Raw genomic sequence first — 24940 nt, 5'->3', positions numbered from 1 at the left:
AATGTATCGCCGCACCTGCCCGGGACTGGATCGCGTTTTCCGAAGCAGCGCCTCGGCAAAAGCGACGCAGGTTTTGCGCGGTTTCTTGCTTCAATGGCTGCGTGACATGGAGACAAGCGAAGCCCCGCCAACCCGGCCGAACCCGACACAAGAGGAACCCTATCGATGCATGACGCGCTGTTCCAGCAACTCATCAACTGGCTGACCCTGGGCTGCATCTACAGCCTGCTTGCCCTGGGTTTCAGCCTGTTGTTTGGCGTGCTGCAGGTGATTCACTTTTCCCATGGCGACGTGGCCATGGTCGCCCCCTTCATCGCCCTGGCGGCCGTGCAGGCCCTGGCCGCCGCGCTGGGCGGCTCGGCCCCCTGGCTGGTGCTGGGCCTGGCCTGCCTGGTGGCCATTGCGGCGGTGGGAGGGCTGGGCGTGGCCCTGGACCGGCTGGTGATCAGCCGCTTTCGCAATGCGCCGGCCATGATGCCGCTGGTGGCCACGGTGGCTCTGGGCATCGTGATCCGCGAGCTGATCCGCCACCTGTACCCGCAGGGCAGCAATCCGCACGCGTTCCCGGCGATTGCGCAGGGGGCCGTTCCCACCCCGTTCGGGCCGCTGCCCCTGATCAGCGTGGTCTCGGTGCTGGTGGCCATGGCGCTGGTGGGCGTGCTGCTCTATGTGCTGCACCACACGCCCATGGGCATGCGCATACGCGCCGTGTCGCAGGACCGCGAAACCGCGCGGCTGTTCTCCATTGCGCCGGGGCCGGTGTTTCGCAACACCTTCTTCATTGCCTCGGCCACCGGCGCGGTGGGCGGCATCTTCCTGGCCAGCTATGCGGGCGTGGTGCGCTTTGACTTCGGCGTGCAGGCGGGGCTGATCGGCTTTTCCGCCGCGGTGGTCGGCGGCCTGGGGCGGCTCGGGGGCGCCATTGTCGGCAGCCTGCTGATTGCGGCCATCGAGACCATCGTGCAGGGCTATGTGCCCAACGGCACCTCGTACCGCCTGGTGTTCGTGTTCGCCCTGGTGATCCTGGTGCTGATCTTTCGCCCCGCCGGCCTGTTCGGCGTTCAGAAAATGGAGAAGGTGTGATGCAGACAACGACGATACAGGCGCCGCCGCAGGCGGTACCACGGAGTGCGGGCTCTGCCGCCATCGTGCTGGGCGTGGCCCTGGCGGGCGCCGTGCTGCTGCGCCAGTTCCTGCTGGCCGAAAGCTGGATCACGGTGCTGGCGCTGCTGGCCTGCTTTGCCGTGGCCCTGGTCGCGGTGCAGAAACGCCCGCTGGTGGAGGACCGCATCGTGGCCGCCTTCGGCCAGTGCAGGCCGCTGGCGGCGGGCACGGGCGTGGTGCTGGCACTGGTGTTTCCGTGGGTGCTGGGCGGTGACAGCTACGCCATGCACCTGATGATCATCGCCTGCCTGTACGCGGTGCTGGCGCTGGCGCTGAACTTCCAGCTGGGCAGCGCCAACATACCGAACTTCGCCACCGGCGCGTCCTACGGCATCGGCGCCTATGCGTCGGCCCTGCTGGCCATCCACTTCGGCGTGAGCTTCTGGATCTGCCTGCTGGTGGCCGCCGCCGTGGCCACGGTCTTCGGCTTTTTGCTGGGCCTGCCGTCCATGCGCACCCGCGACAGCTACCAGGCGCTGGTGACGATTGCCTTCGGCATCGTCGTGCACCAGTTGCTGATGAACCTGGAGTGGACGGGCGGCGCCAACGGCCTGGTGGGCATTCCTTCGCCCACGTTGTTCGGCCATTCGTTCAACGACCCCATCACGCTGTGGGGCCACAGCCTGCCTGGACAGGCCAACTTCTACTACGTGGCCGTCGCCCTGCTGGGGCTGGCCATCGTCTCGGCGCAGCGCCTGCACAGCTCGCGCGTAGGACTGGCCTGGAATGCCCTGCGCGACGACGAGATCGCCGCGCGCGCCTGCGGCATCAACGTCACCTGGTTCAAGGTCAAGGCCTTTGCGGTGGACGCCTTCCTGGCGGGCTTCGCGGGCACGGTGTATGCGTTCTATGTGAGCTTCATCTCGCCGGACAACTTCACCTTCCTGGTGTCGGTGACCATCATGACGCTGGTGATCGCAGGCGGCATGGACAACACGCTGGGCGTGATCGTCGGCGCCTTCCTGCTGACCATGCTGCCGGAGAAGCTGCGGGCGTTTTCCGACTACCGCATCCTGTTCTACGGCCTGGTGGTGATCGCCTTCCTCATCATCCGCCCGCGCGGCATCTTCCCCCAACGGGTGCGCAACCATGAGCATTGATTCCCCTCCCACCCATCCCACCCACCATGCCGCGCCCGCAGGTCCGCTGGTCCTGGAGGGGCGTGGCCTGACCATGCGCTTCGGCGGCCTGACGGCGGTGCAGGGCGTGGACATCCACCTGGCGGCGGGCGAGGTGCTGGGCATCATCGGGCCCAACGGCGCGGGCAAGTCCACCTTGCTGAACCTGCTGACCGGCATCTACCAGCCCACCGAGGGCGAGGTGCTGCTGCAAGGCCGCTCGCTCAAGGGCATGGCCGCGCACGACATCGCGGGCGCCGGCATTGCGCGCACCTTCCAGACCAGCCGGCTGTTCGGCTCGCTGAGCGTGCTGGACAACGTGATCATCGGCATGCACGCGCGCACCCGCTGCGGCGTGCTCACCGCGCTGCTGCGCCCGGCCGTCTCGCGCGCCGAGATGAAGCGCTGCGCCGAGCGCGCCTGCGCGCTGCTGCAAAGCGTGTCCAGCGACTTGCACCAGCGCCGCAACGTGCTGGCCAGCAGCCTGCCGCAGGCCGACCGCCGCCGCCTGGAGATTGCGCGCGCCCTGGCCGCCGAGCCGCGTATCGTGCTGCTGGACGAGCCCTCCAGCGGCATGGACGACCGCGACACCGATGCGCTGATCGCCGACATCCAGCGCCTGCGCGAAGGCAATCCGGCGCTGGGCTTCATCATCATCGAGCACGACATGCGGCTCATCGCCACCTTGCCGCACCGCGTGATGGTGCTGGACTACGGACGCAAGATCGGCGACGACAGCTTCGAGGCGGTGCGCCGGCTGCCGCGCGTGCAGGAAGCCTATCTGGGCAGAAAGGCCAGCCATGCTTGAACTGGACTCCATCAGCACGCGCTATGGCGTGGTGAACATGCTCAACCAGGTCTCGCTGCAGGTGCCCGAGCACAGCATCGTCTGCCTGCTGGGCCCCAACGGCGCGGGCAAGACCACCACCTTCAAGGCGATCGCGGGCCTGCTGCCCGTGCACCACGGCGCCATCCGCGTCATGGGCCAGCCGCTGGCGCGCATGCGCACCGAGGACTTGGCCGGCCTGGGCGTGGGCTTCGTGCCCGAAGGCCGGCGCCTGTTTGCCGAGCTGACCGTGCAGGAGAACCTGAAGATCGGTCACGACGCGCTGCGCCCGCAGCAGGGCTTTGCCCAGGCGCTGGAGCGCGTGGTGGCCCTGTTCCCCCGGGTGGGCGAGCGCCTGTCGCAGGCGGCGGGAACCCTGTCCGGCGGCGAGCAGGCCATGGTGGCGCTGGGCCGCGTGCTCATGGGCGAGCCGCGCCTGGTGGTGATGGACGAGCCCACGCTGGGCCTGTCGCCCAAGCTCATCGAGGAGTACTTCGAGACGGTGCAGCGCATCCACAGCCAAGGCATCACCGTGCTGCTCATCGAGCAGAACGCCGAGGCGGCGCTGTCCATCGCCCACACGGGCTATCTGCTGCTCAAGGGCCAGCTGGTGGCCTCGGGCACGGCCAGCGAGCTGCTGGCCAACGACGTGGTGAAGCACCTGTACCTGTAGCGCCGCACGGGCGGCCTTCACCTCCTTTTTGTTGCGGACCACACCAAGGCAGTCGGCACCGCGCCGATGCGGGACGGCCTGCGCCTTTTTTTCCTGAGAGACCCACACCATGACAGCTGAAATCCAAACCATCAACACGCTCGTGGTCGGCGCCGGGCAGGCCGGCATCGCGGCCAGCGAACACCTGAGCCAGCTTGGCGTAGAGCACCTGGTGCTGGAGCGCCAGCGCATCGCCCAGGCCTGGCGCACGGGGCGCTGGGACTCGCTGGTGGCCAACGGGCCGGCCTGGCATGACCGCTTTCCGGGCCTGGAGTTCAAAGGCGACCGCGACGGCTTTCCCGGCAAGGACGAGGTGGCCGATTACTTCGAGGAGTATGTCCGCCAGATCAAGGCGCCCGTGCGCACCGGCGTGGAGGTCAGGCGGGTCACGCGCAACCAGGGCCGGCCGGGCTTCACGGTGCAAACGTCCGAGGGCGTGATCGAGGCCCGCAACGTGATCGCGGCCACGGGGCCGTTCCAGGTGCCGGTGATCCCGCCGATAGCGCCGGCTGCGCCCGCTGCACCCGCCGATGGCAGCCTGCTGCAGATCCATTCCGCGCACTACCACCGCCCCGCGCAACTGCCCGAAGGCGCCGTGCTGGTGGTGGGCGCAGGCTCCTCGGGCGTGCAGATTGCCGATGAACTGCAGCGCGCGGGCCGAAAGGTGTTTCTCTCGGTAGGCGCCCATGACCGGCCGCCGCGCGCCTACCGCGGCCGTGATTTCTGCTGGTGGCTGGGCGTGCTGGGCGAATGGGATGCGGCCATTGCCAAGCCTGGCCGCGAGCACGTGACCATTGCCGTCAGCGGCGCGCGCGGCGGCCACACCGTGGACTTTCGCGCGCTGGGCCACCAGGGCATCACCCTGGTGGGGCTGACAGAGTCCTTCGCCGATGGCAGGGTGCGCTTCCGGGACGACCTGGCCGAGAACATCGCCAACGGCGACGCCAACTACCTGGCCATGCTCGATGCGGCCGACGACTACATCCGCCGCAACGGCCTGGACCTGCCCGAGGAGCCCGAGGCGCGCAGGCGCCTGCCCGATCCGGAATGCGTGCGCCAGCCCCTGCGCGAACTCGACCTGGCCGCCGCAGGCATCACTTCCATCATCTGGGCCACGGGCTACAGGGTGGATTTCAGCTGGCTGCAGGTGGACAGCTTCGAGCCCGGCGGCAAGCCGCGCCACCACCGCGGCGTGGGCCATGAGCCCGGCATCTACTTCCTGGGCCTTCCCTGGCTGTCGCGCCGTGGCTCGTCCTTCATCTGGGGCGTGTGGCATGACGCCAAGTTCGTGGCCGACCACATCGCCAAGCAGCGCCGCTACAGCGACTACGACGCCGCCGCCCGCAGCAGGTAGCAGGTAGCGCGCTCTGAGACACCTTCCCATCCACCCCCTGCAGGAGCCAGACCATGCCCACCCATACCCGCATCCGCATGTTCAACACCAAGGACACCTATCCCAACCAGTCGCTGGACAACGACCTGTGCCAGGCCGTGCGCGCCGGCAACACCGTCTATGTGCGCGGCCAGATCGGCACCGATTTCGAGGGCAACCTGGTCAGCCTGGGCGATCCGCAAAAGCAGGCCGAGCAGGCGATGAAGAACGTCAAGCAGCTGCTGGAGGAAGCGGGCAGCGACCTGTCGCACATCGTCAAGACCACCACCTACATCATCGACCCGCGCTACCGCGAGCCCGTCTACCGGGAAGTGGGCAAGTGGCTCAAGGGCGTGTTTCCCATTTCCACGGGGCTGTGCATCTCGGCCCTGGGGCAGCCGCAGTGGCTGATGGAGATCGACGTGATCGCGGTCATCCCCGATGACTGGCAGCCGCCGGCCAGCGCCTGAACGTCGACCACAGCAAGCACCTGGTACAGCCGCATCGGCAGGAGGAAGAAACCATGACTTTTTCGATTGTGGGGCGCTGCGAGCGCACCGGGCAGCTGGGCGTGGCCATCAGCTCGTCCAGCATTGCGGTGGGCGCGCGCTGCCCCTGGGTGCGCGCGGGCGTGGGCGTGGTGTCCACGCAGAACATCACGCTGCCCGCCCTGGGCCCGCGCGTGCTGGACCTGCTGGAGCAGGGCGCCGACCCCCAGGCCGCGCTGCGCCAGGCGCTGGACGACGGCAGCTGGCCCCAGTACCGCCAGGTCACCGTGGTGGACGCGCAGGGCCGCACCGGCGTCTTCAGCGGCAGCCAGGCGCTGGGCATCTTCACCAGCGCCGTGGGGCGGCAGTGCGTGGCGGCCGGCAACCTGCTGGCCAGCGAACGCACCATCGAGGCCATGGTGCCGGCCTTCGAGCGCAGCGCGGCGCTGCCGCTGGCCGAGCGCCTGCTGGCCGCCATGCAGGCCGCCATGGCCGCGGGCGGCGAGGCCGGGCCCGTGCATTCGGCCGCGCTCAAGGTGGCGGGCGAGCACAGCTGGCCCATGGCGGACCTGCGCGTGGACTGGTCCGAGCACGATCCCATCGGCGCGCTGCAAGGCCTCTGGGCCGCCTACGCGCCGCAGATGCAGGACTACCAGACGCGCGCCATCGATCCCACGGCCGCGCCCAGCTACGGAGTGCCGGGCGATGAGTGAGGCGGCCGGGTAGCTGACACATCGCCTTGCCCGGGCGCACGGGCGTGTCGCGGCACTGGCATCGCGTTCACTTGGCGTCTGAAATCACGGGGGTATCGGGCGTCCAGCATGTGGTGCGGTTGCGGCCATTGCGCTTGGAGAAATACATGGCGGCGTCGGCCCGCTCCAGGCAGCGCTCGACCGATGCCTCACCCTCGTCCATGAGGCATACGCCCAGGCTCACGGTGAAGCGGATCGGGCTGTCCTGGCCCTGTACGGACACGGCCAGCGCCGCCACGGCCTCACGCAGGTTCTCCGCGCGCCGCAGTGCGGTCGGGGCGTCCACGTCCGTCAGCAAGACGGCGAATTCCTCGCCGCCCAGGCGGCCCAGCATGTCGCCCTGGCGCAGCTGCTTGGACACCGCGATCACCAGATGCCTGAGCACCTCGTCGCCCACGCCATGGCCGAAGCTGTCGTTGACGCGCTTGAAATGGTCGATATCCAGCATGATCAGTGCCGACGGATGGCTCAGTCCCAGGCGCAGGTGCTCCAGCTCCGACTCCATGCGCGTGATGAAGGCCCGCCGGTTGCTGGCACCCGTGAGCGCATCGGTCAATGCCAGGGCTTCGAGCTGCGTTTCGCGCCTCTTGTAGTCGGTCACGTCGTGGAATACCCAGCAGTAGCCAAGCAGCCGCTCCTGCCTGCGAAGCGGCAGCAGCTCCGTTTCTATATGGCGGCCGTTGGACAGGGCAAAGATCGTTCGTTGCGACAGGGCACCTGCCCCCGGTTGCGGTGCAGGCTGCAAGGCCGTTGCCATGGCCGGGGGCAAATAGGACAGCAAGGTCTGCAGGCTTTTCCCCACAAGGTCCGTGGCGGACAGCGGCAGCTCGAACAGGTCCACCAGCATTGCGTTGCTTGCCCTGATGCACTGCCCCGCATCGTCGGTCACCAGGATGCCTGACGGAAATTTCTCGATGATGGCCTCCAGCCGCTGCTGTACCTGGTGCAATGCGCTTTCCGCCTGATGGCGGGCATCTACGTCGAACAGTGTCCAGATCACATTGCCCTGGGGATCTTCGGGGTCCAGCAGTGCGCCCTGCATGTCGAACCAGCGCATGTGGCCACCCTTGACCTTCAGTGCCCACTCGGTACGCACCGTGCCCTTCAGGCTCAGGCGCTCGTACAGCGATGCGAAGCTGTCGAAACTGTCGCTGGACGGATGCAGCTGCTGGAAAGAGCACTGCGGCTCGAGCGCGCCCGCGGCAAGGCCGAAGCACTCGGCTGCCCGGGCATTGGCGTAGACGATGCTGCGGCGATGGCTGGCGACAAGCACCAGGGCGCTTCCGCGCTCCAGCAGGGCGCTCACCATATGGGTCTGCTCCACCCGTTCCTGGATATCGGTGTGCATTCCCAGCATGCGCAGTGCCTTGTTGTCGGCATCGCGCAGGGTCACTTCCCCGCGCGATTCGATCCATCGCCAGGAGCCATCGGCCTGCCTTATGCGCATCTCGACACGGAATGGGTCGCCGTGTTCGAGGTGGCGCCTGAGCCGTTCCTGGACGCGAGGCTGGTCCAGTGGGTGCAGCAGATGCATGAAGCCGGCCACGGTGAACGAACCGAGTGCCTGGTCCGGCATGCCCAGCATCTGGTAGCAGCGGGCATCCCACAGCACCTGGTCGTGTTCGCGGTCCCACTGCCAAAGTCCGTCACGCACGGCACCGATGGTCAGACGCAGCCGCTCCTCGCTCTCGTGAAGCGCCTTGCGCAGGCTTTCGTCCTGGGTGACATCGAGGATGTAGCCATGCCAGAGCACGGTTGCGTCGTCAGTGCGTTGCGGGCGTGCATGGCCCTGCAGCCAGCGCACGGAGCCATCGGCGGACTGTACGCGGTACTTGCAGGCCCAGTCCCCCTGGCTGCGCATCGCTTCGTCGATGGACCGCCTGAGCGCGGAGATATCTTCCGGATGAACCCGCTGTGCCAGGTCCTGCAAGGCAGGGTCTGCCGTATCCGGATCGATGCAGTGCATGGCATAAAAGCCGGGGTTGGCAAACGACAGAGCGTAGTGGCCGGCAGGGTCCCAGCTGTACTGGAACAGGCCGCCCGGCACTTCCTGCGAAAGGAGATGAAAGCGCTCTTCGGACTGGACCCGCTGGTCCTCCTCCCGCCAGCGCTGGAACGCCAGCCAGGCCGTCAGCATCCCGCCCAGAAAAATCAGCAGCGTGCCTATGCCGTTGCGCCACAGGCTCTGCCGTATGGTCTCGTTGAGCGGGCCGAACACGGCCTCGTGGTCCAGCCCCGTGCTCACCAGTATCGGAAAGCCGCTGACGCGGCTCCAGGCATACATGCGCTGTATTCCGTCGGTGCTCGCCAGCACCTCGTAGGTGCCATGCGTGACATCGGGGGCAAACAGCGCCACCCGCTTCGCGGGCAACTGGCGCCCGAGCACCCGGTCCTGGTTCTGCGAGCGCGCAAGATAGGTGCCGTCCTCGCGCAGCAGCAAGATCACGTCGCGCGGGCTGTCGAAGATGGCCTGCAACTGCCGCGACAGGTACTGCGGCGACAGCGACACCACCAGCACGCCCGCAAACGCGCCACGGTGGTGCAGGGCGCGGCTCAGCTGGATACCCCATTGCCCGGAGACCCGTCCCTGTACCGGACGGCCAATGAAGGTTCCCTGCGTCAGGCCCTTCAGATGCGCCTGAAAATGTTCGCGGTCGAAAATGGACACGCCCTGCGCAGGCGGCTCCGAGGCTGCCAGGCTCGAATACACCACCTGGCCCTTCGCATCGGCCACGGCCACCTGGACGATGGTGCCGGGCGGATAGGCCTCCTGGACGCTGGCGACGGCCCGCCCGAACGCCTCGGAGTCACCCGATTCGTAGTCCTGGGCCAGGTCCCGCAGGGAATAGTTCAGGCCCGACAGCATGGTCCCGGCCTGCGCGGAAACCGCCTGGGACATCTGCGAGACGCGCAGCCAAGCCTGATCCTGTGTGTAGCGCTGCATGTACTGGTGGCTGGCCAGCAACGCGGCCCAGTACAGCCCCGCTGCGAGCGCCATCAAGCAGACGCCTGCAATGACGGCCAACGATGTTCTTGCGTGCGAGCGCGAGGAAAGGGCGGGACGATGGATAGCGGTGGAACGAGAAGACATGCAACGCAGCGAGACAAGAAAAAAGATCTGCAACGCCAGCTGTCAACCGCAATGGCCCACCGATACAGCGCCCCGCACGCCACAGCGCTCGAGACGCAGGTCCTGCCTGCCGGTGGGCCAGAGCAACCGATATGACTCTGTGAATACGTCGCTCTATAAGCATGCTAACTCAGATAGGGGCCTGCGCGATAGCCAGCAAGTCAGGGCAGCAGCCGGCGCGCAGCCTATCTGCGCGTCCCGGATGTCTGGGGTGTCTTGGGTGTCTTGGGCGCCCCGGTCCTGGCAGCGTCCTGGACCTGCCCCGGCTGCGCCTGTGGAAACACCCGCGCGCACAGGAAGTCCACCAGTGCCCGTAGCTTGGGCGAGGGGTGCCTGCTGGCGGGCCACAGCACGTGGAAGACATTGGTGTGCTCCATCCAGTCCGCCAGCACGGGCTGCAGCCGGCCGTCGGCCAGCGGCTCGCGGATGGAAAAATCCGGCAGGTAGGCGATGCCCAGGCCCTGCAGCGCAAAGCACAGCCGGGTTTCGATGTTGTTGCAGATCATGGAGGTGGGCAGTTGCAGCTCGGGCGCGCCCGCTGCGCGCCGCAGCACCCAGGGCTCCAGCTTGCCGCTGTGGGGGTAGCGGTAGTGCAGGCAGCTGTGCTGCAGCAGATCCTCGGGCACCCGGGGCGTGCCGCGCTGCGCCAGATAGCCGGGCGAGGCCACCAGCAGGTAGCCGAAGGCGCCCAGTCGGCGCGCGGACAGCCGGGAGTCGGCGGGCGCGCCCGTGCGCACCACGGCATCGAAGCCTTCCTCGATCACATCCACCAGCTGGTCCGTGAAGTCCAGGTCCAGCTCGATCTCGGGATAGGCGCGCATGAACTCGCCCAGCACCGGCAGCACCAGCGAGCTGACCAGGGGCAGGCTGACCCGCAGCCGGCCACGCGGCGCGGCGCTGGCCTGCGACAGCTCCAGCTGCGCGGCCTCGATCTCGGCCAGGATGCGCCGGCTGCGCTCCAGGAACAGCGTGCCCTCGGCCGTCAGCGTGATGCTGCGCGTGCTGCGGTGGAACAGGCGCACGCCCAGCCGGTCCTCCAGCCGCGCCACGCTCTTGCCGATGGCCGATGCCGAGACTCCCATCAGCCGGCCTGCCGCCACGAAGCTGCGGGTCTCGGCGACCTGCACGAACACCAGGAAACCGTTGAGGCTGTCCAAGGCCACTCCTTCATTGCGGACAGAAAGCTCCGCATAACGCGGAAATCTACCCCACTTTTTCTTTAATCGAGGGCTTTCTATCGTCAGGACCCTGTTCATTGATCCCGGGAATTCCCATGACGATTGCTCTTTCTGCGGCATCTGCTGCACCCGCTGCGCTGCCTGCAGCCCCGTTGAACTCGCCCCTGTCCGACCGCATCCAGGCCGTGGTCCGGCAGGCGCTTGAGGCGCAGCGCCTGGTCGGCACCGTGGTGCTGGTGGCGCGTGGCGGCGCCCTGGTCCACCGCCAGGCGGCCGGCTGGGCTGACCGCGAGCGCGGCCTGCCCATGGCCGTGGACACGGTGTTCCGCCTGGCCTCGGCGAGCAAGCCCATTGTTTCGGCGGCGGCCCTGGTGCTGGTGGCGCAGGGCCGGCTCGGTCTGGATGAGGGCGTGGACCGCTGGCTGCCGCAGTTCCGGCCCCGGCTGGCCGATGGCCGGCCGGCGCGCATCACCGCGCGGCAGCTTCTCAGCCACACGGCGGGGCTGGGCTACCGCTTCTTCGAGGCCGACGCACAGGGCCCTTATGCGCTGGCCGGTGTATCGGACGGCATGGATGGCTCGGGCATCAGCCTGGCGGAGAACCTGCGCCGCATCGCCAGCGTGCCGCTGCGGTACGAGCCCGGCACGGCCTGGGGCTACTCGCTGGCCACCGATGTGCTGGGCGCCCTTATCGAACAGGTGCACGGCAGGCCGCTGGAGCAGGCCGTGCGCGACCTTGTGGCCGGGCCACTGGGCATGGCCGATACCGGCTTTGCGGTGACCGATGCACTGGCCGCACGGCGCGTGGCCACGGCCTATGTCAGCGATGTGCCGCAGCCCCATCCGCTGGCCGAGGGCGAGACCGTGTCGCCCTTCGAGGGCGCCATCGGCATCCCGTTCAGCCCGGCCCGCATCTTCAATGCGCGGGCCTTTGCCTCGGGAGGGGCGGGCATGGCCGGCACGGCCGGCGACTTCCTGCGCCTGCTGGAGGCCCTGCGCCAGGGCGGCGGAACGCTCCTGCCCGACGCGCTGGTCGCCGAGATGGCGCGCGACCAGACGGGCGGGCTGGAGCTGCCCGATGCGCCCGGGTTCGGCTTCGGACTGGGTTTTTCCGTGCTGCGCGATCCGGCGCTGGCCGCATCGCCCGAGTCGGCGGGCACCTGGCGCTGGGGCGGGGCCTACGGGCATTCCTGGTTCGTGGACCGGGCGCAGAAGCTCAGTGTCGTGGCCTTCACCAATACCTTGTACGAGGGCATGTCGGGGCGCTTCGTCAACGATTTGCGCGACGCGGTCTACGGGGTTTGTGAGGTCCACGGGGCTTCGGGAGAGCCGCAATGAACGGAACAAGCCAGGACCGCCTGCCCGTTGCCTCCCTGCTGGCGCTGGCCATGGCAGCCTTCATCACCATATTGACCGAGGCGCTGCCGGCCGGCCTGCTGCCGCAGATGGCCCAGGGCCTGGCCGTGACCGAGGCCTGGGTGGGCCAGACCGTCACCCTCTACGCCATAGGTTCCCTGGTGGCCGCCATACCGCTGACGGCCGCCACGCAGGGCATGCGCCGCCGCCCCCTGCTGCTGGCGGCGATCGCCGGCTTTGTCGTCGCCAACACGGTCACGGCGCTGTCCACGCACTTTGCGCTGACCCTGGTGGCGCGCTTTCTGGCGGGGGTCTCGGCCGGGCTGCTTTGGGCGCTGCTGGCCGGCTACGCGGCACGCATGGTGCCCGGCCATCTCAAGGGCCGCGCCATCGCCATTGCCATGGTGGGCACGCCGCTGGCGCTGTCGCTGGGCGTGCCGGCCGGCACCGTGCTGGGCCAACTGGTGGGCTGGCGGCTGTGCTTCGGACTCATGAGCGTGCTGGCGCTGGCGCTCATGGTCTGGGTGCGCGCCCGCCTGCCCGACTTTGCAGGGCAGGCGGCAGGCCGCCACCTGCCGCTGCGGCGCGTGTTCACCCTGGCGGGCGTGCGCCCCGTGCTGTTCGTGGTGCTGGCCTTCGTGCTGGCGCACAACATTCTCTACACCTATATCGCGCCCTTCCTGGCGGAGGCGGGCATGGCCGCGCGCACGGACCTGGTGCTGCTGGTGTTCGGCGCCACCTCCGTGCTGGGCATCTGGATCACCGGCGTGCTGATCGACCGCCACCTGCGTGCGCTCACGCTGGCCAGCATTGCGCTGTTTGCACTGTCCACGCTGATGCTGGGCGTGGCCGCTGATGCGCCGGCCCTGGTGTATGCGGCGGTGGCCGTCTGGGGCCTGGCCTTTGGCGGCGCCGCCACGCTGCTGCAGACCGCCATTGCCCACACGGCGGGCGAGGCCGCCGACGTGGCGCAGTCCATGCTGGTCACGGCCTGGAACATGGCGATTGCCGGCGGCGGCATCGTGGGCGGCCTGCTGCTGGCGCGCATGGGCGTGGGCGCCTTCACGCCCGTGCTGCTGGCGCTGCTGGGCGCATCGCTGGCCGTGGTGTGGGCGGCCAGGCGGCATGGGTTTCCTGCGGTGTGCAGGTAGGTAGGGAGGGAGCAGGGCGCGGCCTGCCCGCCTCAGGGGAACTCAGAGGTGCCAGGCTGCCGCTGAAGCGCTTCATTGCGCTGGCCCAGCCAGCCCAGCAACTGGCCCTTGTCCATCGGCCGGGCAACGTGATAGCCCTGTCCCTCCTGGCAGCCCATGGCGCGCAGGGCCTGCCAGGCGCTGGCGTCCTCTATGCCTTCGGCCAGGACCTGCAGGCCGAGCTTGCGGCCCAGCTGGGCGATCATTTCGGCGATGCGCGCTTCCTGTGATTCGCCAAGCTGGCGCACGAAGCTGCGGTCGATCTTGATGCGGTCCAGCGGCAGGCGCTCCAGGTAGCTGAGCGAGGAGTAGCCGGTGCCGAAGTCGTCGATGGCAATGGTCACGCCCAGGGAGCGCAGGGCGCTGAGCGTGGCCTGCAGCAGCTGGGTGGGCAGGACCGCGACGGATTCGGTGATCTCCAGCTCCAGCTGCGCGCCCTGCAGGCCGTGCTCTGCCAGGGCGTGGCTCACGGTCTGCAGAAAGCCCGGGTCCTGCAGCTGCACGGTGGAGACATTGACGGCCATGCGCCTGGGGGCGCGGCCGGCGTCCAGCAGTTCGCGCATGGTGCGGCAGGCCGTGGCCAGCACCCATTGGCCCAGCGGCACGATGAGGCCCGAATGCTCGGCCACCGGAATGAAGCGGTCGGGCGGCACGAAGCTGCCGTCCTGCCGGCGCCAGCGCAGCAGGGCCTCCAGGCCGACCAGGGCATGGGTTTCCAGGTCCACCTGGGGCTGGTAGACCAGGAAAAGCTGGGCGCCGTCGATGGCGGCGCGCAGGTCGGACAGCAGCAGGGCGCGGTCGCGCGCCTCCATGCCCATCTGCTCGGAGTACTCCAGCAGCTGGCCGCGGTGATCGCGCTTGGCGCGCTTGAGGGCGATGGTGGCGTCCTTGACCAGGTCGGTGCCGGCCTGGCGCTCATGGGGCAGGTACACGTAGCCGCAGGTCAGCGAGACCTTGTGCGGCACGCCGTCCACGGCCAGCGGCTGCCGGGCGCAGTCCAGCAACTGGGCCAGGGCCACCTCGTCGGTGGGGCCCAGGATGCCGAAGGTGTCCGATCCCACGCGCGCCAGCAGCACGCCTGCGGGCAGCGCGCTGGCCAGGCGGCGGGCCATGGCTTCGAGCAGGCGGTCGCCGAAGCGGTGGCCCATCACGTCGTTGGTGGCGCTGAAGTCGTCGATATCCACCAGAGCCAGCACATGGTCACGCGTGCCGCGCCACACGCATTCGTCCACTTTTTCCACGAAGTGGGCGCGGTTGGGCAGGCAGACCAGGGGGTCGAAGTAGGCGGACTGGTGCAGGCGCTCCAGCAGGCCGCGGTTGTGCAGCAGCGTGCGCAGGTTGGCGCAGAAGACTTCGAGCAGCTGGCGGTCCAGTGCGCTGTGCGAGGCCGGTGCGTCGATGAAGACGGCCATGTCCTGCTCGTCGCCCCGGCCTATGTACAGGGCCACGCCGCGCTGCACGCCGTAGATGTTGCGGCGGGTCTGCAGCGCCTGGCGCAGCAGGCGCAGCCCGCGCGAGGCCAGCACGGTGGCGATGGGCTGGTCGATGAGCCGGGCGAATGGCCCCGTGGCCGCGAGCACGCGGTAGGGCTCGGCCGGGTGCGTGCCCTCCGAGCAGACCAGGCCTTCGCTGGCCACGCCCAGCAAGGTGGCCAACTGGGTGATCACGCCGCGCGCGAAGGCGTGCAGATTGGTTTCCTCCAGCAGCGAGGCGCTGGAGCGCACCATCAGCTCCAGGCTGCGGCGGTTGGCCTCGATGGCGCACAGCTGCTCGTAGGAGCGCACGGCGGTCACCACGATGGCCAGCAGCCGGTCGGGCGTGAGTTCGGTCTTGGTGCGGCAGTCGTTGATGTCGTAGCGCAGCAGGGTTTCCAGATCGGGCGCCTGGCCCGGGCGGCCGGTGCGCAGCACGATGCGGCTGTTGCGCAGGCCGGCCGTGTAGCGGATGAAGTCCACCAGGTCCAGCCCGGCGCCCGTGCCATCGGTCACGGCGTCGAGCACCACCACGGCCAGGTCCTGCTCGCTGCGCAGCAGGTTGCGCGCCTGCGTGCCGGAGCGGGCGTAGAGGAACACCAGCGGCCGGCCGAACAGGCTGTGGCCTTCCAGCGCCAGGCGGAAGGCGGCGTGTACGTCGGGGTCGCTGTCCACGATCAGCACCCGCCATTCAGGCCCGGGCACGGGCGATGGCGGGGGCGGCTGCAGAGCCGGCTGCAGGAGGGCGGAAGCAGGGGCGGGCGCCCTGGGCGCCCGTGCGCGCATCACGAAACTCATGCCTCAGCCCTATCTGTGTCCGCGCCGCTCAGGCCGTGGCATGGTCTGCCGCGCGCACGACCTGGTTGCGCCCGCTGCGCTTGGCGGCGTACAGCGCCTCGTCGGCCAGGCTGTAGGCGTCGTCGAAGCGGCCGCCGCTCGGGCGCCAGCTCACGCCGAAGCTGGCCGTGATGCAGCTGGCGTCGGGCAGGCCAAAGGGATGGGCCTCGATGGCGGCGCGCACCTGCTCGGCCACGCACACGGCGCCGTCGCTGTCGTGCTGGGGCAGCAGCACGGTGAATTCCTCGCCGCCCACGCGGCCGATGTGGGCCGTGGCCGGCACGGCGGCCTTGAGGCAGCGCACCACGCCCAGGATCACGCTGTCGCCCACGGGGTGGCCGAAGCTGTCGTTCACGCGCTTGAAGTGGTCTATGTCCAGCACGATCAGGGCCAGGCCCTGCTGGGTGAAGTGGCGGTTCACGCGCTCGATGATGGCCGCGCGGTTGAGCACGCCGGTCAGCGGGTCGTGCGTGGCGCGGTATTCCAGCTCGCCGGCCAGCTCCTGCAGGCGCTGGTTGAGCTGGGTCATCTCCAGCTCGGCGCGGTCGCTGCGGCGCACCAGCCGGCGCGTTTCGCGCAGCAGGCGCTCATAGGCGGTCAGCAGCACGCCCAGGGCCTGGTGGCAGGCCTGGGCGCCGGCTTCTTCGCCCCGGTCGTGGGCGGCGCGGGCAGCCAAAAGGGCCTGGTGCTCGGCATCGAAGAGATCCGCGGGAGCGGCCACGGTGTCCATCACGCCGCCTTCACGGGGTGGCCGGTGAAGGCGATGGCGGGAAAGTCGTCGCGCAGCTCCTCGCCAAATTCGCAGATGGTGTCGTCTTCCTCGTCGTGGTACCAGTGCAGGGCCACGGGGCGGCCGGCCTCGGCGGCGCCGCTCAGTGCCTCGATCAGGTTGAACAGCATCTTGGTGCTGGAGCTGTTGAAGTAGGCCAGCGCGATGTGCACCTCGATGCGCGCCTGCTGCTGCGCCGGCTGCGGCTGCGCCAGGTAGTCCTTGAGGCGGGCCAGGATGCCGCCGTAGAAGGCGGCGGCGTTCTCGGGATAGGACTCGCCACGCAGGTGCAGCGTGTGCGTGTCGAACTGGAAGTCCACTTCCGGGGAACTGGGAGTCGGTGCGATGTAGAGGTTGTCCATGCGTGATCTCGGTGCGTTGTCCGTGCCTGCGGGCCGGGCCTGTCCAGGCCTGGTGCCGGAGCGACGGCTCAGAGCGTGGCTTTCAGGTAGAAGACGGGCCGGCCGTCCACGGTCTGGGCGGGATCGAAGTCGAACTGCAGCGGCTCGCGCGCATCGCGGGCCAGGGTCAGGAAACCCATGCCCGCGCCCTTGCTGCCTTCGGGCGCGTCATCGCGCAGCGACTGGCGGCAGGCCTTCTTGATCTCGTCCAGCGTCATGCTGCGCAGGGCGTCGAGCTTGGCGCGCAGTGCCTCGCCCATGCCCGGCTCGATGGGGTTGGCGCACAGCAGCACGAAGCTGCCGTCGTCCTCGCGGCGGATGCAGACCGCGCCGTGGCGCAGCTCGCCATCGTCCTGGTGGGGCGGGGTCAGGGCATCGGCCGAGTAATGGATGATGTTCTGCGCCATCTCGACAAAGGACGAGAACAGCTTGCGCCGCGTGGGGCCGGGCACGCCGGCCACTTCCAGCTGCAGCCGCACGGCCTCGGCCATGGCCGCGACGATGTTCTGCGAGAAGTAGCCCACGTAGTAGAAGATCACCTGGTGCTGGCGCGCCAGGTGGAAGAAGCTGCCGTACTTGTCGGCGATCTGTGCGGAGGGCATGGGAGGCATTCAGGTTCTGAAGCAGAAAAAGGTCAGGTCGTCGCGGCGGTGGTGCTCGCCTTGCCAGGTCTGCAGGGCGGCCAGCAGGGCGCGGTTGATCTCGGCGGGCGTGCGGCCGGCCTGCTCCAGCAGCAGCTCGCGCACGCGCTTCTTGCCGAAGGTGATGCCGCGCGGGCCGCCGACCTGGTCGATCAGGCCGTCGGTGGTGATGAAGACCAGGGCGGCGGCGGGCAGCTCCAGGTCGATGTTGTTCCAGGCGAAGTCGAACTCGCTGTCCACATAGCCCACGCCCTTGCGCTGGCCGTCGAGCACCTGCACCGCCTCGGCGCCGGGGCGCAGCACGAACAGCGCAAGGCGCGCGCCCGCAAAGCGCAGGCGCCGGTGCGCGGGCTCGAACCAGAAGCAGGCCGCGTCCAGCCCGTCGTCGGAGCCGGGCGTGCCATCCTTGCCGTCGAGCTGGCCCAGCATCTGCTTGACGCTGCGGTTCACATGGCCCAGCAGCGCGGCTGGGTCGCGCGGGCCGTGCTCCTTGATGGCCTGGCTCAGGCTGCTGGTGGCGATCAGCGTCATGAAGGCGCCGGGCACGCCGTGGCCCGTGCAATCGGCCACGGTGGCAAACCAGCCATCGCCGTCCTGGCTGAACTGGTAGAAGTCGCCGCCGACCACATCGCGCGGCTCCCAGACCAGGTCTGCCCCGGGGCAGGCGCGGGCCAGGGCCTCGCTCGAGCTGCGCAGCAGCGACTGCTGGATCACGCTGGCGTACTCGATGCTGTGCATGATCTGGCGGTTGCGCGCCACCTGCATGTCCGCCACCGCGCGCATCAGTTGCAGACCGTTGCCCACGCCCGCGAACAGGCCGTCGCGCGTGATGATGAAGCCATCGGTCAGCGCCTTTTCGCCGTACTCCACGGTCTTCACGGTCAGGGTGTCTATGTCGGTGGAGGCATCGACCACCAGCGGCTCCTTGTCCATGAAGGCGATGCAGCTCTTCTTGCCGTACAGCTCCATGCGAAACGGCTTGCTGAACTGGGACAGGAAGATGCTGCGGTTGATCAGGCCGATGGGGCGGTTGCCCTCCACCACGGGCAGGCTGATCAGGTCCCGGTGGCGCGTGAAGACCTCGAGCACCTTCTCGTTGGTCTCGTCGGCGGTCATGCAGGGGACGGGGGTGCACAGGTCCGCGGCGCTGGGTGGGCGGAAACGGGGCCGGAAATCGCTCAGGTAGGCGCGGGACTCATCCATGGAATGCACATCGCAAAATTGTTAGGGAATGTTACGATTTCCCTGTTTCAGTTTTGTGACGCGGATGGGCCTGAGGGGCAGGCACCTCTTTGGAGGACTGTGAGCCGACAGCCTTCGTCCTGGCGCGGCATGGCCGTTCGCGGCCTGGGGCTGCCGTCCATGCAGGCCATCGGGGTGGACAGGCAGCCTCGCTTCAGCTCAGGCCTTCGGCGCGCCGCCTGACCGCGTCCTCGTGCAGCGACTCGCTGAGCTGGTCGACCACGATGGCCCAAGAGGCATCGGCCTTGAGCTGCTCTGCCAGGAACTGGCGCTGCGCATCGCTCCAGTAGGGCGCATCCACCACATCCACATCGGCGGCCAGCTGGTGGGCGCGGATGAAGTCGGCAATGGCCTGGTCGCTGGCATCCAGGCCCAGCTGCAGGAAGAGATTGGACATGCGGACGACGGAGTTGTTCATGGAGGCGTGTTCGGTGCGTGTGGGATCAAAGGGAGCCGGCGGGCCGGCTGCAGGAAGGGGCCAGGGCGCTATCTTCCCCGATTTGCAGGGCGCCGCAGGCCAGTTGCGGCAGCATGGCAGCGCGGGTAGGTGCAGGCTGACAGCCTGCCGCGCTCCGGGCCAGCGCGCGCCCATCGACTGCCCCACTAGCATGGGGACATGAGCACTGCTTTCCCCGATCCCGCATGCCCGCCGACCTGATCGTGGCCCGTCCCGAAGGCCTGTACTGCGCGGCCGGCGATTTCTACATCGACCCCTGGCGGCCCGTGGACCGGGCCGTGATCACGCATGGCCACTCCGACCATGCGCGCGCCGGCCACGCCCATTACCTGGCCCATGACGACAGCGCAGGCGTGCTGCGCGCACGGCTGGGCGCGGACATCACGCTGCAGACCCTGCCGTATGGCGAAGCCATCGATCACCACGGCGTGCGCATCTCCCTGCACCCGGCCGGCCATGTGCTCGGATCGGCCCAGGTGCGGCTGGAGCATGGCGGCCAGGTCTGGGTGGCCTCGGGCGACTACAAGACCGAGGCCGACGGCACCTGCACCCCCTTCGAGCCCGTGCGCTGCGACACCTTCATCACCGAATCCACCTTCGGCCTGCCCATCTACCGCTGGCCCCGCCAGCCCGAGCTCATGGCCGACATCAACGCCTGGTGGCAGGCCAACGCGGCCCAGGGCCGGCCCTCGGTGCTGCTGTGCTATGCCTTCGGCAAGGCCCAGCGCATCCTGCACGGGGTGGACAGCGGCATCGGCCCCATCGTCGTGCATGGCGCGGTGGAGCCGCTCAACGCCGTGTACCGCGCAGCGGGCGTGGACCTGCCGCCCACGCTGCGCGTGACCGACCCCGGCGTGGATGCACAACGGCTCAAGACCGCCCTGGTGCTGGCGCCGCCTTCGGCGCAGGGCACGCCGTGGATGCGCCGGTTTCCCGGCCATGCCGATGCCTTTGCCAGCGGCTGGATGCAGCTGCGCGGCACGCGCCGGCGCCGTGGCGTGGACCGGGGCTTCGTCATGTCCGACCATGCCGACTGGCCCGGCCTGCAGTACGCCATTGGCGCCACGGGCGCCGAGCGGGTCTTCGTCACCCACGGCAGCGTGGCCGTGCTGGTGCGCTGGCTGCGCGAGCAGGGCCTGGATGCGCAAGCCTTCCAGACCGAATACGGCGATGAGGACGAGGCTGCCGCCGCCCAGACTGCACCGGACGAGGCGCCCGCCCCATGAAGGACTTCGCCGCCCTCTACCGCGCGCTGGACGCCAGCACCGCCAGTCGCGACAAGCAGGCCGCGCTGCAGGCCTATCTGCGCGCCGCCGCGCCTGCCGATGCGGCCTGGGCCGTCTACTTCCTGGCCGGCGGCAAGCCGCGCCAGCTGGTGCCCACCAAGGTCTTGAAGGAGCTGGCGCGCGAGGCGGCCGGCCTGCCCGAATGGCTGTTCGACGAAAGCTACGAGGCCGTGGGCGACCTGGCCGAAACCATTGCGCTGCTGCTGCCGCCGCCCGGTGACGTGCACGACCTGGGCCTGGCCGCCTGGGTCACGGACCACCTGCTGCCGCTGCGCGGCATGGCGCCCGAGGCGCTGGCGGACACGCTGCGCATGCAATGGGCGCGGCTGGCGGCCGATGAGCGGCTGGTCTACTTCAAGCTGATCACGGGGGCCTTCCGGGTCGGCGTGTCGCGGCTGCAGGTCACGCAGGCGCTGGCGGCCGTCAGCGGCGTGGATGCCAAGCGCATCGCCCAGCGGCTCATGGGCTACACCCACATCGGCGCGCGGCCCGGGGCGGCCGACTACCTGCGGCTGGTGGCAGGCGAGGAAGAGGGCGATGACGCGCATTCGGGCGAAGCCCGTGGCCACCCCTATCCCTTCTTCCTGGCCCATCCGCTGCAGGTGCCGCTGCAGCAGTTCGACGCCGTGCTCGGCCCGCCGTCCCAATGGGTGGTGGAGTGGAAATGGGACGGCATACGCGCCCAGATCGTGCGGCGCGGCAGCGGTGACGCGCTGGGCACCTGGATCTGGTCGCGCGGCGAGGAACTGGTGAGCGAGCGCTTCCCCGAGCTGCAGGCCATGGGCGATGCCTTGCCTGCGGGCACCGTGATCGACGGCGAGATCGTCGTCTGGGCTGCCCAGCAGGGCGAGGCGCCCGCCCATGTGCGCCCCTTTGCCGACCTGCAAAAGCGCATAGGCCGCAAGACCCTGGGCCCCAAGCTGCTGCGCGAGCTGCCCGTGGTGCTGCTGGCCTATGACCTGCTGGAGGAGGGCGGCCAGGACCTGCGCGCCTTGCCCCAGCATGAACGGCGCGCGCGGCTGGAACGGCTGGTGGCCCTGGTGGCGCACCCGGCGCTGCTGCCCAGCCCCGTGCTGGCAGGCGACAGCTGGCAGGCCCTGGCCGAACTTCGCGAACAGGCCCGCTCCCTGGGTGTGGAGGGCATGATGCTCAAGGCCCGCGACGCCGCCTACGGCGTGGGCCGCACCAAGGACAGCGGCGTGTGGTGGAAGTGGAAGATCGATCCGCTGAGCGTGGACGCCGTGCTCATCTACGCACAGCGCGGCCACGGCCGTCGCGCCAGCCTCTACAGCGACTACACCTTTGCCGTCTGGAACGCGCCGCCCGGCACCGAGGGCCGCGCCCTCGTGCCCTTCGCCAAGGCCTATTCGGGCCTGACCGATGCCGAAATGGCGCGCGTGGACGCCGTCATCCGCAAGACCACGGTGGAGAGCTTCGGCCCCGTGCGCAGCGTGCGGCCCACCCTGGTGTTCGAGCTGGGCTTCGAGGGCATTGCGCGCAGCGCGCGCCACAAGAGCGGCATTGCCGTGCGCTTTCCGCGCATGCTGCGCTGGCGCGAGGACAAGCCTGTGCAGGAGGCCGACTCCATCGACACGCTGGCGGCCCTGCTGCCGCATTCCGACCCGTGACCCACCCTTGACGCACCGCGCCATGGCCACCCGTTCCCCCCATCCCCTCGCCACCGCCTGGCTTGCCGCACGGGGCTGGAAGCCCTTTGCCTTCCAGCGCGCCGTGTGGAAGGCGCTGGCCCAGGGCCACAGCGGCCTGCTGCATGCCACCACGGGCGCGGGCAAGACCTATGCGGTCTGGCTGGGCGCGCTGCAGGCCCTTGCGGGCCCGCCGCAAACCCCGATGCCGGCGCACACCGGAAAACGAAAACCGGCCTCCGCACCGCTCACCGTGCTGTGGATCACGCCCATGCGCGCCCTGGCGGCCGACACGCTCAAGGCGCTGCAGACGCCCTTGCAGGCGCTGGCCCAGGGCCATCCCGCGCTGGCGCGCTGGACCGTGGGCGCACGCACGGGCGATACGGGGAGCGCCGAGCGCAGCGCGCAGTCGCGCCAGCTGCCCACCGTGCTGGTCACCACGCCCGAGAGCCTGTCCCTGCTGCTGGCGCGGGCCGATGCGCGCGAGCTGCTGGGCTCCGTGCGCCTGGTGGTGGCCGATGAATGGCACGAGCTGCTGGGCAACAAGCGCGGCGTGCAATTGCAGCTGGCCCTGGCGCGGCTGCGCGGCTGGAGCCCGCAACTGAGCGTCTGGGGCATGTCGGCCACGCTGGGCAATCTGGACGAGGCCATGCAGACCCTGCTGGGCCTGGACGACCATGGCCAGCCGCGGCCCGGCGTATTGGTGCAGGGCCAGGTGGACAAGCGCCTGGTGGTGGACACCTTGCTGCCCGACCGGCCCGAGCGCTTTTCCTGGGCCGGCCACCTGGGCCTGGCCATGCTGCCGGCGGTGGTGCGCGAGCTGGAGGCGACGGCCGGCTCCACCCTGGTCTTTGTGAATGTGCGCTCCCAGGCCGAGCTTTGGTACAAGGCGCTGCTGGAGGCCCGGCCCGACTGGGCCGGCCTGCTGGCCATACACCATGGATCGCTGGACCGGGGTGTGCGCGAATGGGTGGAGGCCGGGCTCAAGGCCGGCACGCTCAAGGCCGTGGTCTGCACCAGCAGCCTGGACCTGGGCGTGGACTTCCTGCCCGTGGAGCGCGTGCTGCAGATCGGCTCGGCCAAGGGCATTGCACGGCTGCTGCAGCGCGCGGGCCGCTCGGGCCATGCGCCGGGCCGGCCCTCGCGCATCACCCTGGTGCCCACGCACAGCCTGGAGCTGGTGGAGGCCGCCGCCGCCCGCGCTGCCGTGCGCGCGCAGCAGGTGGAAATGCGCGCCAGCCCCCGCCAGCCCGCCGACGTGCTGGTGCAGCACCTGGCCACCGTGGCCCTGGGCGGCGGCTTCGTGCCCGATCAGCTGTATGCCGAAGTGCGCCGCACCATCGCCTATGCCGGGCTGGCGCCTGCGGTCTGGCAGTGGTGCCTGGACTTCGTGCACCGCGGCGGCCCCTCGCTGGCCGCCTATCCCGACTACCAGCGCGTGCGGCCCGATGAAGAGGGCATCTGGCGCATGCCCGACGCGCGGCTGGCGCGCAGGCACCGCGCCAACATCGGCACCATCGTCAGCGACGCCAGCATGAGCGTGCAGATCCTGCACGGCGCGCGGCTGGGCAGCATGGAGGAGAGCTTTCTGTCGCGCCTGTCGCCCGGCGATGCCTTTGTCTTCGCGGGCCAGGTGCTGGAGCTGGTGCGCATCGAGGACATGACCGCCTACGTGCGCCGCGCCGCCAGAACGCGGCCCACCGTGCCGCGCTGGGCCGGTGCGCGCATGCCGCTGTCCACCGTGCTGGCCGACTTCGTGGTGCAGCAATTGGCGCTGGCGGCGGCGGGCGACTACCACTCGCCCGAGCTGCGCTGCGTGCGCCCCCTGCTGGAAGTGCAGCAGCGCTGGTCGGCCCTGCCCACGCCCGGCACGCTGCTGGCCGAAACCCTGCGCACACGCGAGGGCTGGCATCTGTTTCTCTATCCGTTTGCAGGCCGCCATGCCCATATGGGCCTGGCCAGCCTGCTGGCCTGGCGCGCCGCCCAGGGCGAGACGGGCACCTTCTCCATCGCCGTCAACGACTACGGGCTGGAGCTGCTGAGCGCCACCGAGCGTGACTGGGCCGCCATGCTGCCCGAACTGCTGCGCGCCGAGCCGGCCCAGGCCGTGGCAGTGCCCGGGCGCGTGTCCGCCAGCCAGGCGGTCGCCACGCGCAACACCGCCAATGCGGACCGCCACTGGGACCAGGCCGCCGACGATGCCCACCTGGCGGGCGAGGACGCCCATCACGCCCGCCATGCCCTGCTGCACGAAGTGCTGGCCAGTCTCAACGCCACCGAGATGGCGCGGCGGCGCTTCCGCGAGATAGCGCGGGTGTCCGGCCTGATCTTCCAGAGCCACCCGGGCGAGCGCCGCAGCGCGCGCCAGCTGCAGGCCTCGGCCCAGCTGTTCTTCGAGGTGTTTCGCAAGTACGACGACAGCAACCTGCTGCTGCGCCAGGCCGACGAGGAAGTGCTGAGCCAGGAGCTGGACGTGGCCCAGCTGCTGGCCGCGCTGCGCCGCATGCAGGCCCAGCAGCTGGTGGTGAGCGCGCTGCGCCGGCCCAGCCCGTTTGCCTTCCCGCTCATGGTGGAGCGCTTTCGCGAAAAGCTCACCAACGAGCATCTGGCCGACCGCATCGCGCGCATGCTGGCCCAGCTGCACGAGGCGGCAGATGCCGGCGGTGCAGCCAGCGAGCCGCGCACGCAGGACCTGGTCCCGCCCGATCCGCCGCTGCGTCCACGGAAAAAACCCAAGGCAGACCAGCCCCCCGCCGTGGACGAGGACACGGCCGCCGTGCGCCGCACGCTGGATTTCTCGCTGCAGGCCACCGACGGCCCCGAGGCCGATGCCGCCAGCCGCCGCCCGCGCCGCGTGCGCAAGCCCTCGCGGCCCTTGCCGCTGCTGTAGAACCATTGCACCGC

General features: G+C 69.5%; 20 protein-coding genes. 12 read left to right on the top strand and 8 right to left on the bottom strand.

Annotation, left to right across the window (positions count from 1 at the left end; genetic code table 11):
- The first annotated feature begins 165 nt into the window (after nt 1-165).
- The 7 genes from ACF8LI_RS14650 to ACF8LI_RS14620 all read left to right on the top strand — a co-directional run bounded on the left by ACF8LI_RS14650 (nt 166) and on the right by ACF8LI_RS14620 (nt 6393).
- The gene (locus ACF8LI_RS14650; protein WP_047327224.1) at nt 166-1083 is read left to right on the top strand and encodes a branched-chain amino acid ABC transporter permease; all 918 of its coding nucleotides are present in this window, start codon (nt 166-168) and stop codon (nt 1081-1083) included.
- Complete coding sequence (locus tag ACF8LI_RS14645) at nt 1083-2264, top strand: branched-chain amino acid ABC transporter permease (protein WP_392414248.1); 1182 nt, start codon at nt 1083-1085, stop codon at nt 2262-2264. The genes ACF8LI_RS14650 and ACF8LI_RS14645 overlap by 1 nt, the downstream gene beginning before the upstream one ends.
- Nucleotides 2254-3090 (top strand): ABC transporter ATP-binding protein, encoded by an 837-nt coding sequence (locus ACF8LI_RS14640; RefSeq protein ID WP_013802991.1) that lies wholly within the window; start codon nt 2254-2256, stop codon nt 3088-3090. Before ACF8LI_RS14645 ends, ACF8LI_RS14640 begins: the two co-directional genes overlap by 11 nt.
- Nucleotides 3083-3781 carry an ABC transporter ATP-binding protein gene (locus ACF8LI_RS14635; RefSeq protein WP_016448200.1) on the top strand — a complete coding sequence of 233 codons (699 nt, stop codon included), beginning with the start codon at nt 3083-3085 and terminating at the stop codon, nt 3779-3781. Before ACF8LI_RS14640 ends, ACF8LI_RS14635 begins: the two co-directional genes overlap by 8 nt.
- A 109-nt stretch (nt 3782-3890) precedes the next feature.
- Nucleotides 3891-5174: a flavin-containing monooxygenase gene (locus ACF8LI_RS14630; RefSeq protein ID WP_392414247.1), complete on the top strand. Its 1284-nt coding sequence runs from the start codon at nt 3891-3893 to the stop codon at nt 5172-5174.
- A 53-nt stretch (nt 5175-5227) separates the two neighbouring features.
- Nucleotides 5228-5662, top strand: a complete 435-nt coding sequence (locus ACF8LI_RS14625) for a RidA family protein (RefSeq protein ID WP_392414246.1) — start codon at nt 5228-5230, stop codon at nt 5660-5662.
- Between the two features lie 53 nt (nt 5663-5715).
- Nucleotides 5716-6393: a DUF1028 domain-containing protein gene (locus ACF8LI_RS14620; RefSeq protein WP_017406790.1), complete on the top strand. Its 678-nt coding sequence runs from the start codon at nt 5716-5718 to the stop codon at nt 6391-6393.
- A gap of 67 nt (nt 6394-6460) precedes the next feature.
- Here the strand turns inward: ACF8LI_RS14620 and ACF8LI_RS14615 are convergent, their stop codons facing one another.
- Nucleotides 6461-9430: a diguanylate cyclase gene (locus ACF8LI_RS14615; protein WP_280047779.1), complete on the bottom strand. Its 2970-nt coding sequence runs from the start codon at nt 9428-9430 to the stop codon at nt 6461-6463.
- Between the two features lie 317 nt (nt 9431-9747).
- Nucleotides 9748-10719, bottom strand: coding sequence for a LysR family transcriptional regulator (locus ACF8LI_RS14610; RefSeq protein WP_392414245.1), 972 nt, complete (start codon nt 10717-10719; stop codon nt 9748-9750).
- A 116-nt stretch (nt 10720-10835) separates the two neighbouring features.
- Between ACF8LI_RS14610 and ACF8LI_RS14605 the strand changes: the two genes are divergently transcribed.
- Both ACF8LI_RS14605 and ACF8LI_RS14600 read left to right on the top strand, forming a co-directional pair.
- The gene (locus ACF8LI_RS14605) at nt 10836-12077 is read left to right on the top strand and encodes a serine hydrolase domain-containing protein (RefSeq protein ID WP_392414244.1); all 1242 of its coding nucleotides are present in this window, start codon (nt 10836-10838) and stop codon (nt 12075-12077) included.
- Complete coding sequence (locus tag ACF8LI_RS14600; protein ID WP_392414243.1) at nt 12074-13246, top strand: MFS transporter; 1173 nt, start codon at nt 12074-12076, stop codon at nt 13244-13246. Before ACF8LI_RS14605 ends, ACF8LI_RS14600 begins: the two co-directional genes overlap by 4 nt.
- A 32-nt stretch (nt 13247-13278) precedes the next feature.
- Here the strand turns inward: ACF8LI_RS14600 and ACF8LI_RS14595 are convergent, their stop codons facing one another.
- From ACF8LI_RS14595 to ACF8LI_RS14570, 6 genes are all read right to left on the bottom strand, one after another.
- Entirely contained in the window at nt 13279-15555 is a 2277-nt protein-coding gene (locus ACF8LI_RS14595; RefSeq protein WP_392414242.1) for a putative bifunctional diguanylate cyclase/phosphodiesterase, read from the bottom strand.
- 28 nt (nt 15556-15583) lie between these two features.
- Entirely contained in the window at nt 15584-16324 is a 741-nt protein-coding gene (locus tag ACF8LI_RS14590; protein WP_012204881.1) for a GGDEF domain-containing protein, read from the bottom strand.
- Complete coding sequence (locus ACF8LI_RS14585) at nt 16324-16725, bottom strand: DUF1987 domain-containing protein (protein WP_012204882.1); 402 nt, start codon at nt 16723-16725, stop codon at nt 16324-16326. Before ACF8LI_RS14585 ends, ACF8LI_RS14590 begins: the two co-directional genes overlap by 1 nt.
- Nucleotides 16726-16793: 68 nt before the next feature.
- Nucleotides 16794-17366 (bottom strand): SiaB family protein kinase, encoded by a 573-nt coding sequence (locus tag ACF8LI_RS14580; protein ID WP_013802972.1) that lies wholly within the window; start codon nt 17364-17366, stop codon nt 16794-16796.
- Nucleotides 17367-17375: 9 nt separating this feature from the next.
- Nucleotides 17376-18608 carry a SpoIIE family protein phosphatase gene (locus tag ACF8LI_RS14575; RefSeq protein ID WP_392414241.1) on the bottom strand — a complete coding sequence of 411 codons (1233 nt, stop codon included), beginning with the start codon at nt 18606-18608 and terminating at the stop codon, nt 17376-17378.
- A gap of 193 nt (nt 18609-18801) precedes the next feature.
- Nucleotides 18802-19065 (bottom strand): DUF2789 domain-containing protein, encoded by a 264-nt coding sequence (locus tag ACF8LI_RS14570; RefSeq protein WP_034364437.1) that lies wholly within the window; start codon nt 19063-19065, stop codon nt 18802-18804.
- A gap of 224 nt (nt 19066-19289) precedes the next feature.
- On the opposite strand from ACF8LI_RS14570, the gene ACF8LI_RS14565 reads away from it, so the two are divergent.
- The 3 genes from ACF8LI_RS14565 to ACF8LI_RS14555 are packed head-to-tail and all read left to right on the top strand — an operon-like array spanning nt 19290 to nt 24926.
- Entirely contained in the window at nt 19290-20330 is a 1041-nt protein-coding gene (locus tag ACF8LI_RS14565) for a ligase-associated DNA damage response exonuclease (protein WP_392414240.1), read from the top strand.
- Complete coding sequence (locus ACF8LI_RS14560; protein ID WP_392414239.1) at nt 20327-22018, top strand: ATP-dependent DNA ligase; 1692 nt, start codon at nt 20327-20329, stop codon at nt 22016-22018. Before ACF8LI_RS14565 ends, ACF8LI_RS14560 begins: the two co-directional genes overlap by 4 nt.
- Nucleotides 22019-22040: 22 nt before the next feature.
- A complete protein-coding gene (locus ACF8LI_RS14555) occupies nt 22041-24926 on the top strand; it encodes a ligase-associated DNA damage response DEXH box helicase (RefSeq protein WP_392414238.1) in 2886 nt (961 codons plus the stop codon).
- Nucleotides 24927-24940 lie beyond the last annotated feature (14 nt).

The sequence above is a fragment of the Delftia sp. WSY_12 genome (assembly GCF_043104645.1).
GTDB lineage: Bacteria > Pseudomonadota > Gammaproteobacteria > Burkholderiales > Burkholderiaceae_C > Comamonas > Comamonas tsuruhatensis.
Note: the sequence above shows the minus strand (reverse complement) of the source record. Positions and strands in the feature narration are given on the sequence as shown.

Coding starts and splice junctions, on each gene's coding strand:
- ACF8LI_RS14650 (WP_047327224.1), top strand. CDS start 166: ATGCATGACGCGCTGTTCCAGCAACTCATCAACTGGCTGACCCTGGGC.
- ACF8LI_RS14645 (WP_392414248.1), top strand. CDS start 1,083: ATGCAGACAACGACGATACAGGCGCCGCCGCAGGCGGTACCACGGAGT.
- ACF8LI_RS14640 (WP_013802991.1), top strand. CDS start 2,254: ATGAGCATTGATTCCCCTCCCACCCATCCCACCCACCATGCCGCGCCC.
- ACF8LI_RS14635 (WP_016448200.1), top strand. CDS start 3,083: ATGCTTGAACTGGACTCCATCAGCACGCGCTATGGCGTGGTGAACATG.
- ACF8LI_RS14630 (WP_392414247.1), top strand. CDS start 3,891: ATGACAGCTGAAATCCAAACCATCAACACGCTCGTGGTCGGCGCCGGG.
- ACF8LI_RS14625 (WP_392414246.1), top strand. CDS start 5,228: ATGCCCACCCATACCCGCATCCGCATGTTCAACACCAAGGACACCTAT.
- ACF8LI_RS14620 (WP_017406790.1), top strand. CDS start 5,716: ATGACTTTTTCGATTGTGGGGCGCTGCGAGCGCACCGGGCAGCTGGGC.
- ACF8LI_RS14615 (WP_280047779.1), bottom strand. CDS start 9,430: ATGGCGCTCGCAGCGGGGCTGTACTGGGCCGCGTTGCTGGCCAGCCAC.
- ACF8LI_RS14605 (WP_392414244.1), top strand. CDS start 10,836: ATGACGATTGCTCTTTCTGCGGCATCTGCTGCACCCGCTGCGCTGCCT.
- ACF8LI_RS14600 (WP_392414243.1), top strand. CDS start 12,074: ATGAACGGAACAAGCCAGGACCGCCTGCCCGTTGCCTCCCTGCTGGCG.
- ACF8LI_RS14595 (WP_392414242.1), bottom strand. CDS start 15,555: ATGAGTTTCGTGATGCGCGCACGGGCGCCCAGGGCGCCCGCCCCTGCT.
- ACF8LI_RS14590 (WP_012204881.1), bottom strand. CDS start 16,324: ATGGACACCGTGGCCGCTCCCGCGGATCTCTTCGATGCCGAGCACCAG.
- ACF8LI_RS14585 (WP_012204882.1), bottom strand. CDS start 16,725: ATGGACAACCTCTACATCGCACCGACTCCCAGTTCCCCGGAAGTGGAC.
- ACF8LI_RS14580 (WP_013802972.1), bottom strand. CDS start 17,366: ATGCCCTCCGCACAGATCGCCGACAAGTACGGCAGCTTCTTCCACCTG.
- ACF8LI_RS14575 (WP_392414241.1), bottom strand. CDS start 18,608: ATGGATGAGTCCCGCGCCTACCTGAGCGATTTCCGGCCCCGTTTCCGC.
- ACF8LI_RS14570 (WP_034364437.1), bottom strand. CDS start 19,065: ATGAACAACTCCGTCGTCCGCATGTCCAATCTCTTCCTGCAGCTGGGC.
- ACF8LI_RS14565 (WP_392414240.1), top strand. CDS start 19,290: ATGCCCGCCGACCTGATCGTGGCCCGTCCCGAAGGCCTGTACTGCGCG.
- ACF8LI_RS14560 (WP_392414239.1), top strand. CDS start 20,327: ATGAAGGACTTCGCCGCCCTCTACCGCGCGCTGGACGCCAGCACCGCC.
- ACF8LI_RS14555 (WP_392414238.1), top strand. CDS start 22,041: ATGGCCACCCGTTCCCCCCATCCCCTCGCCACCGCCTGGCTTGCCGCA.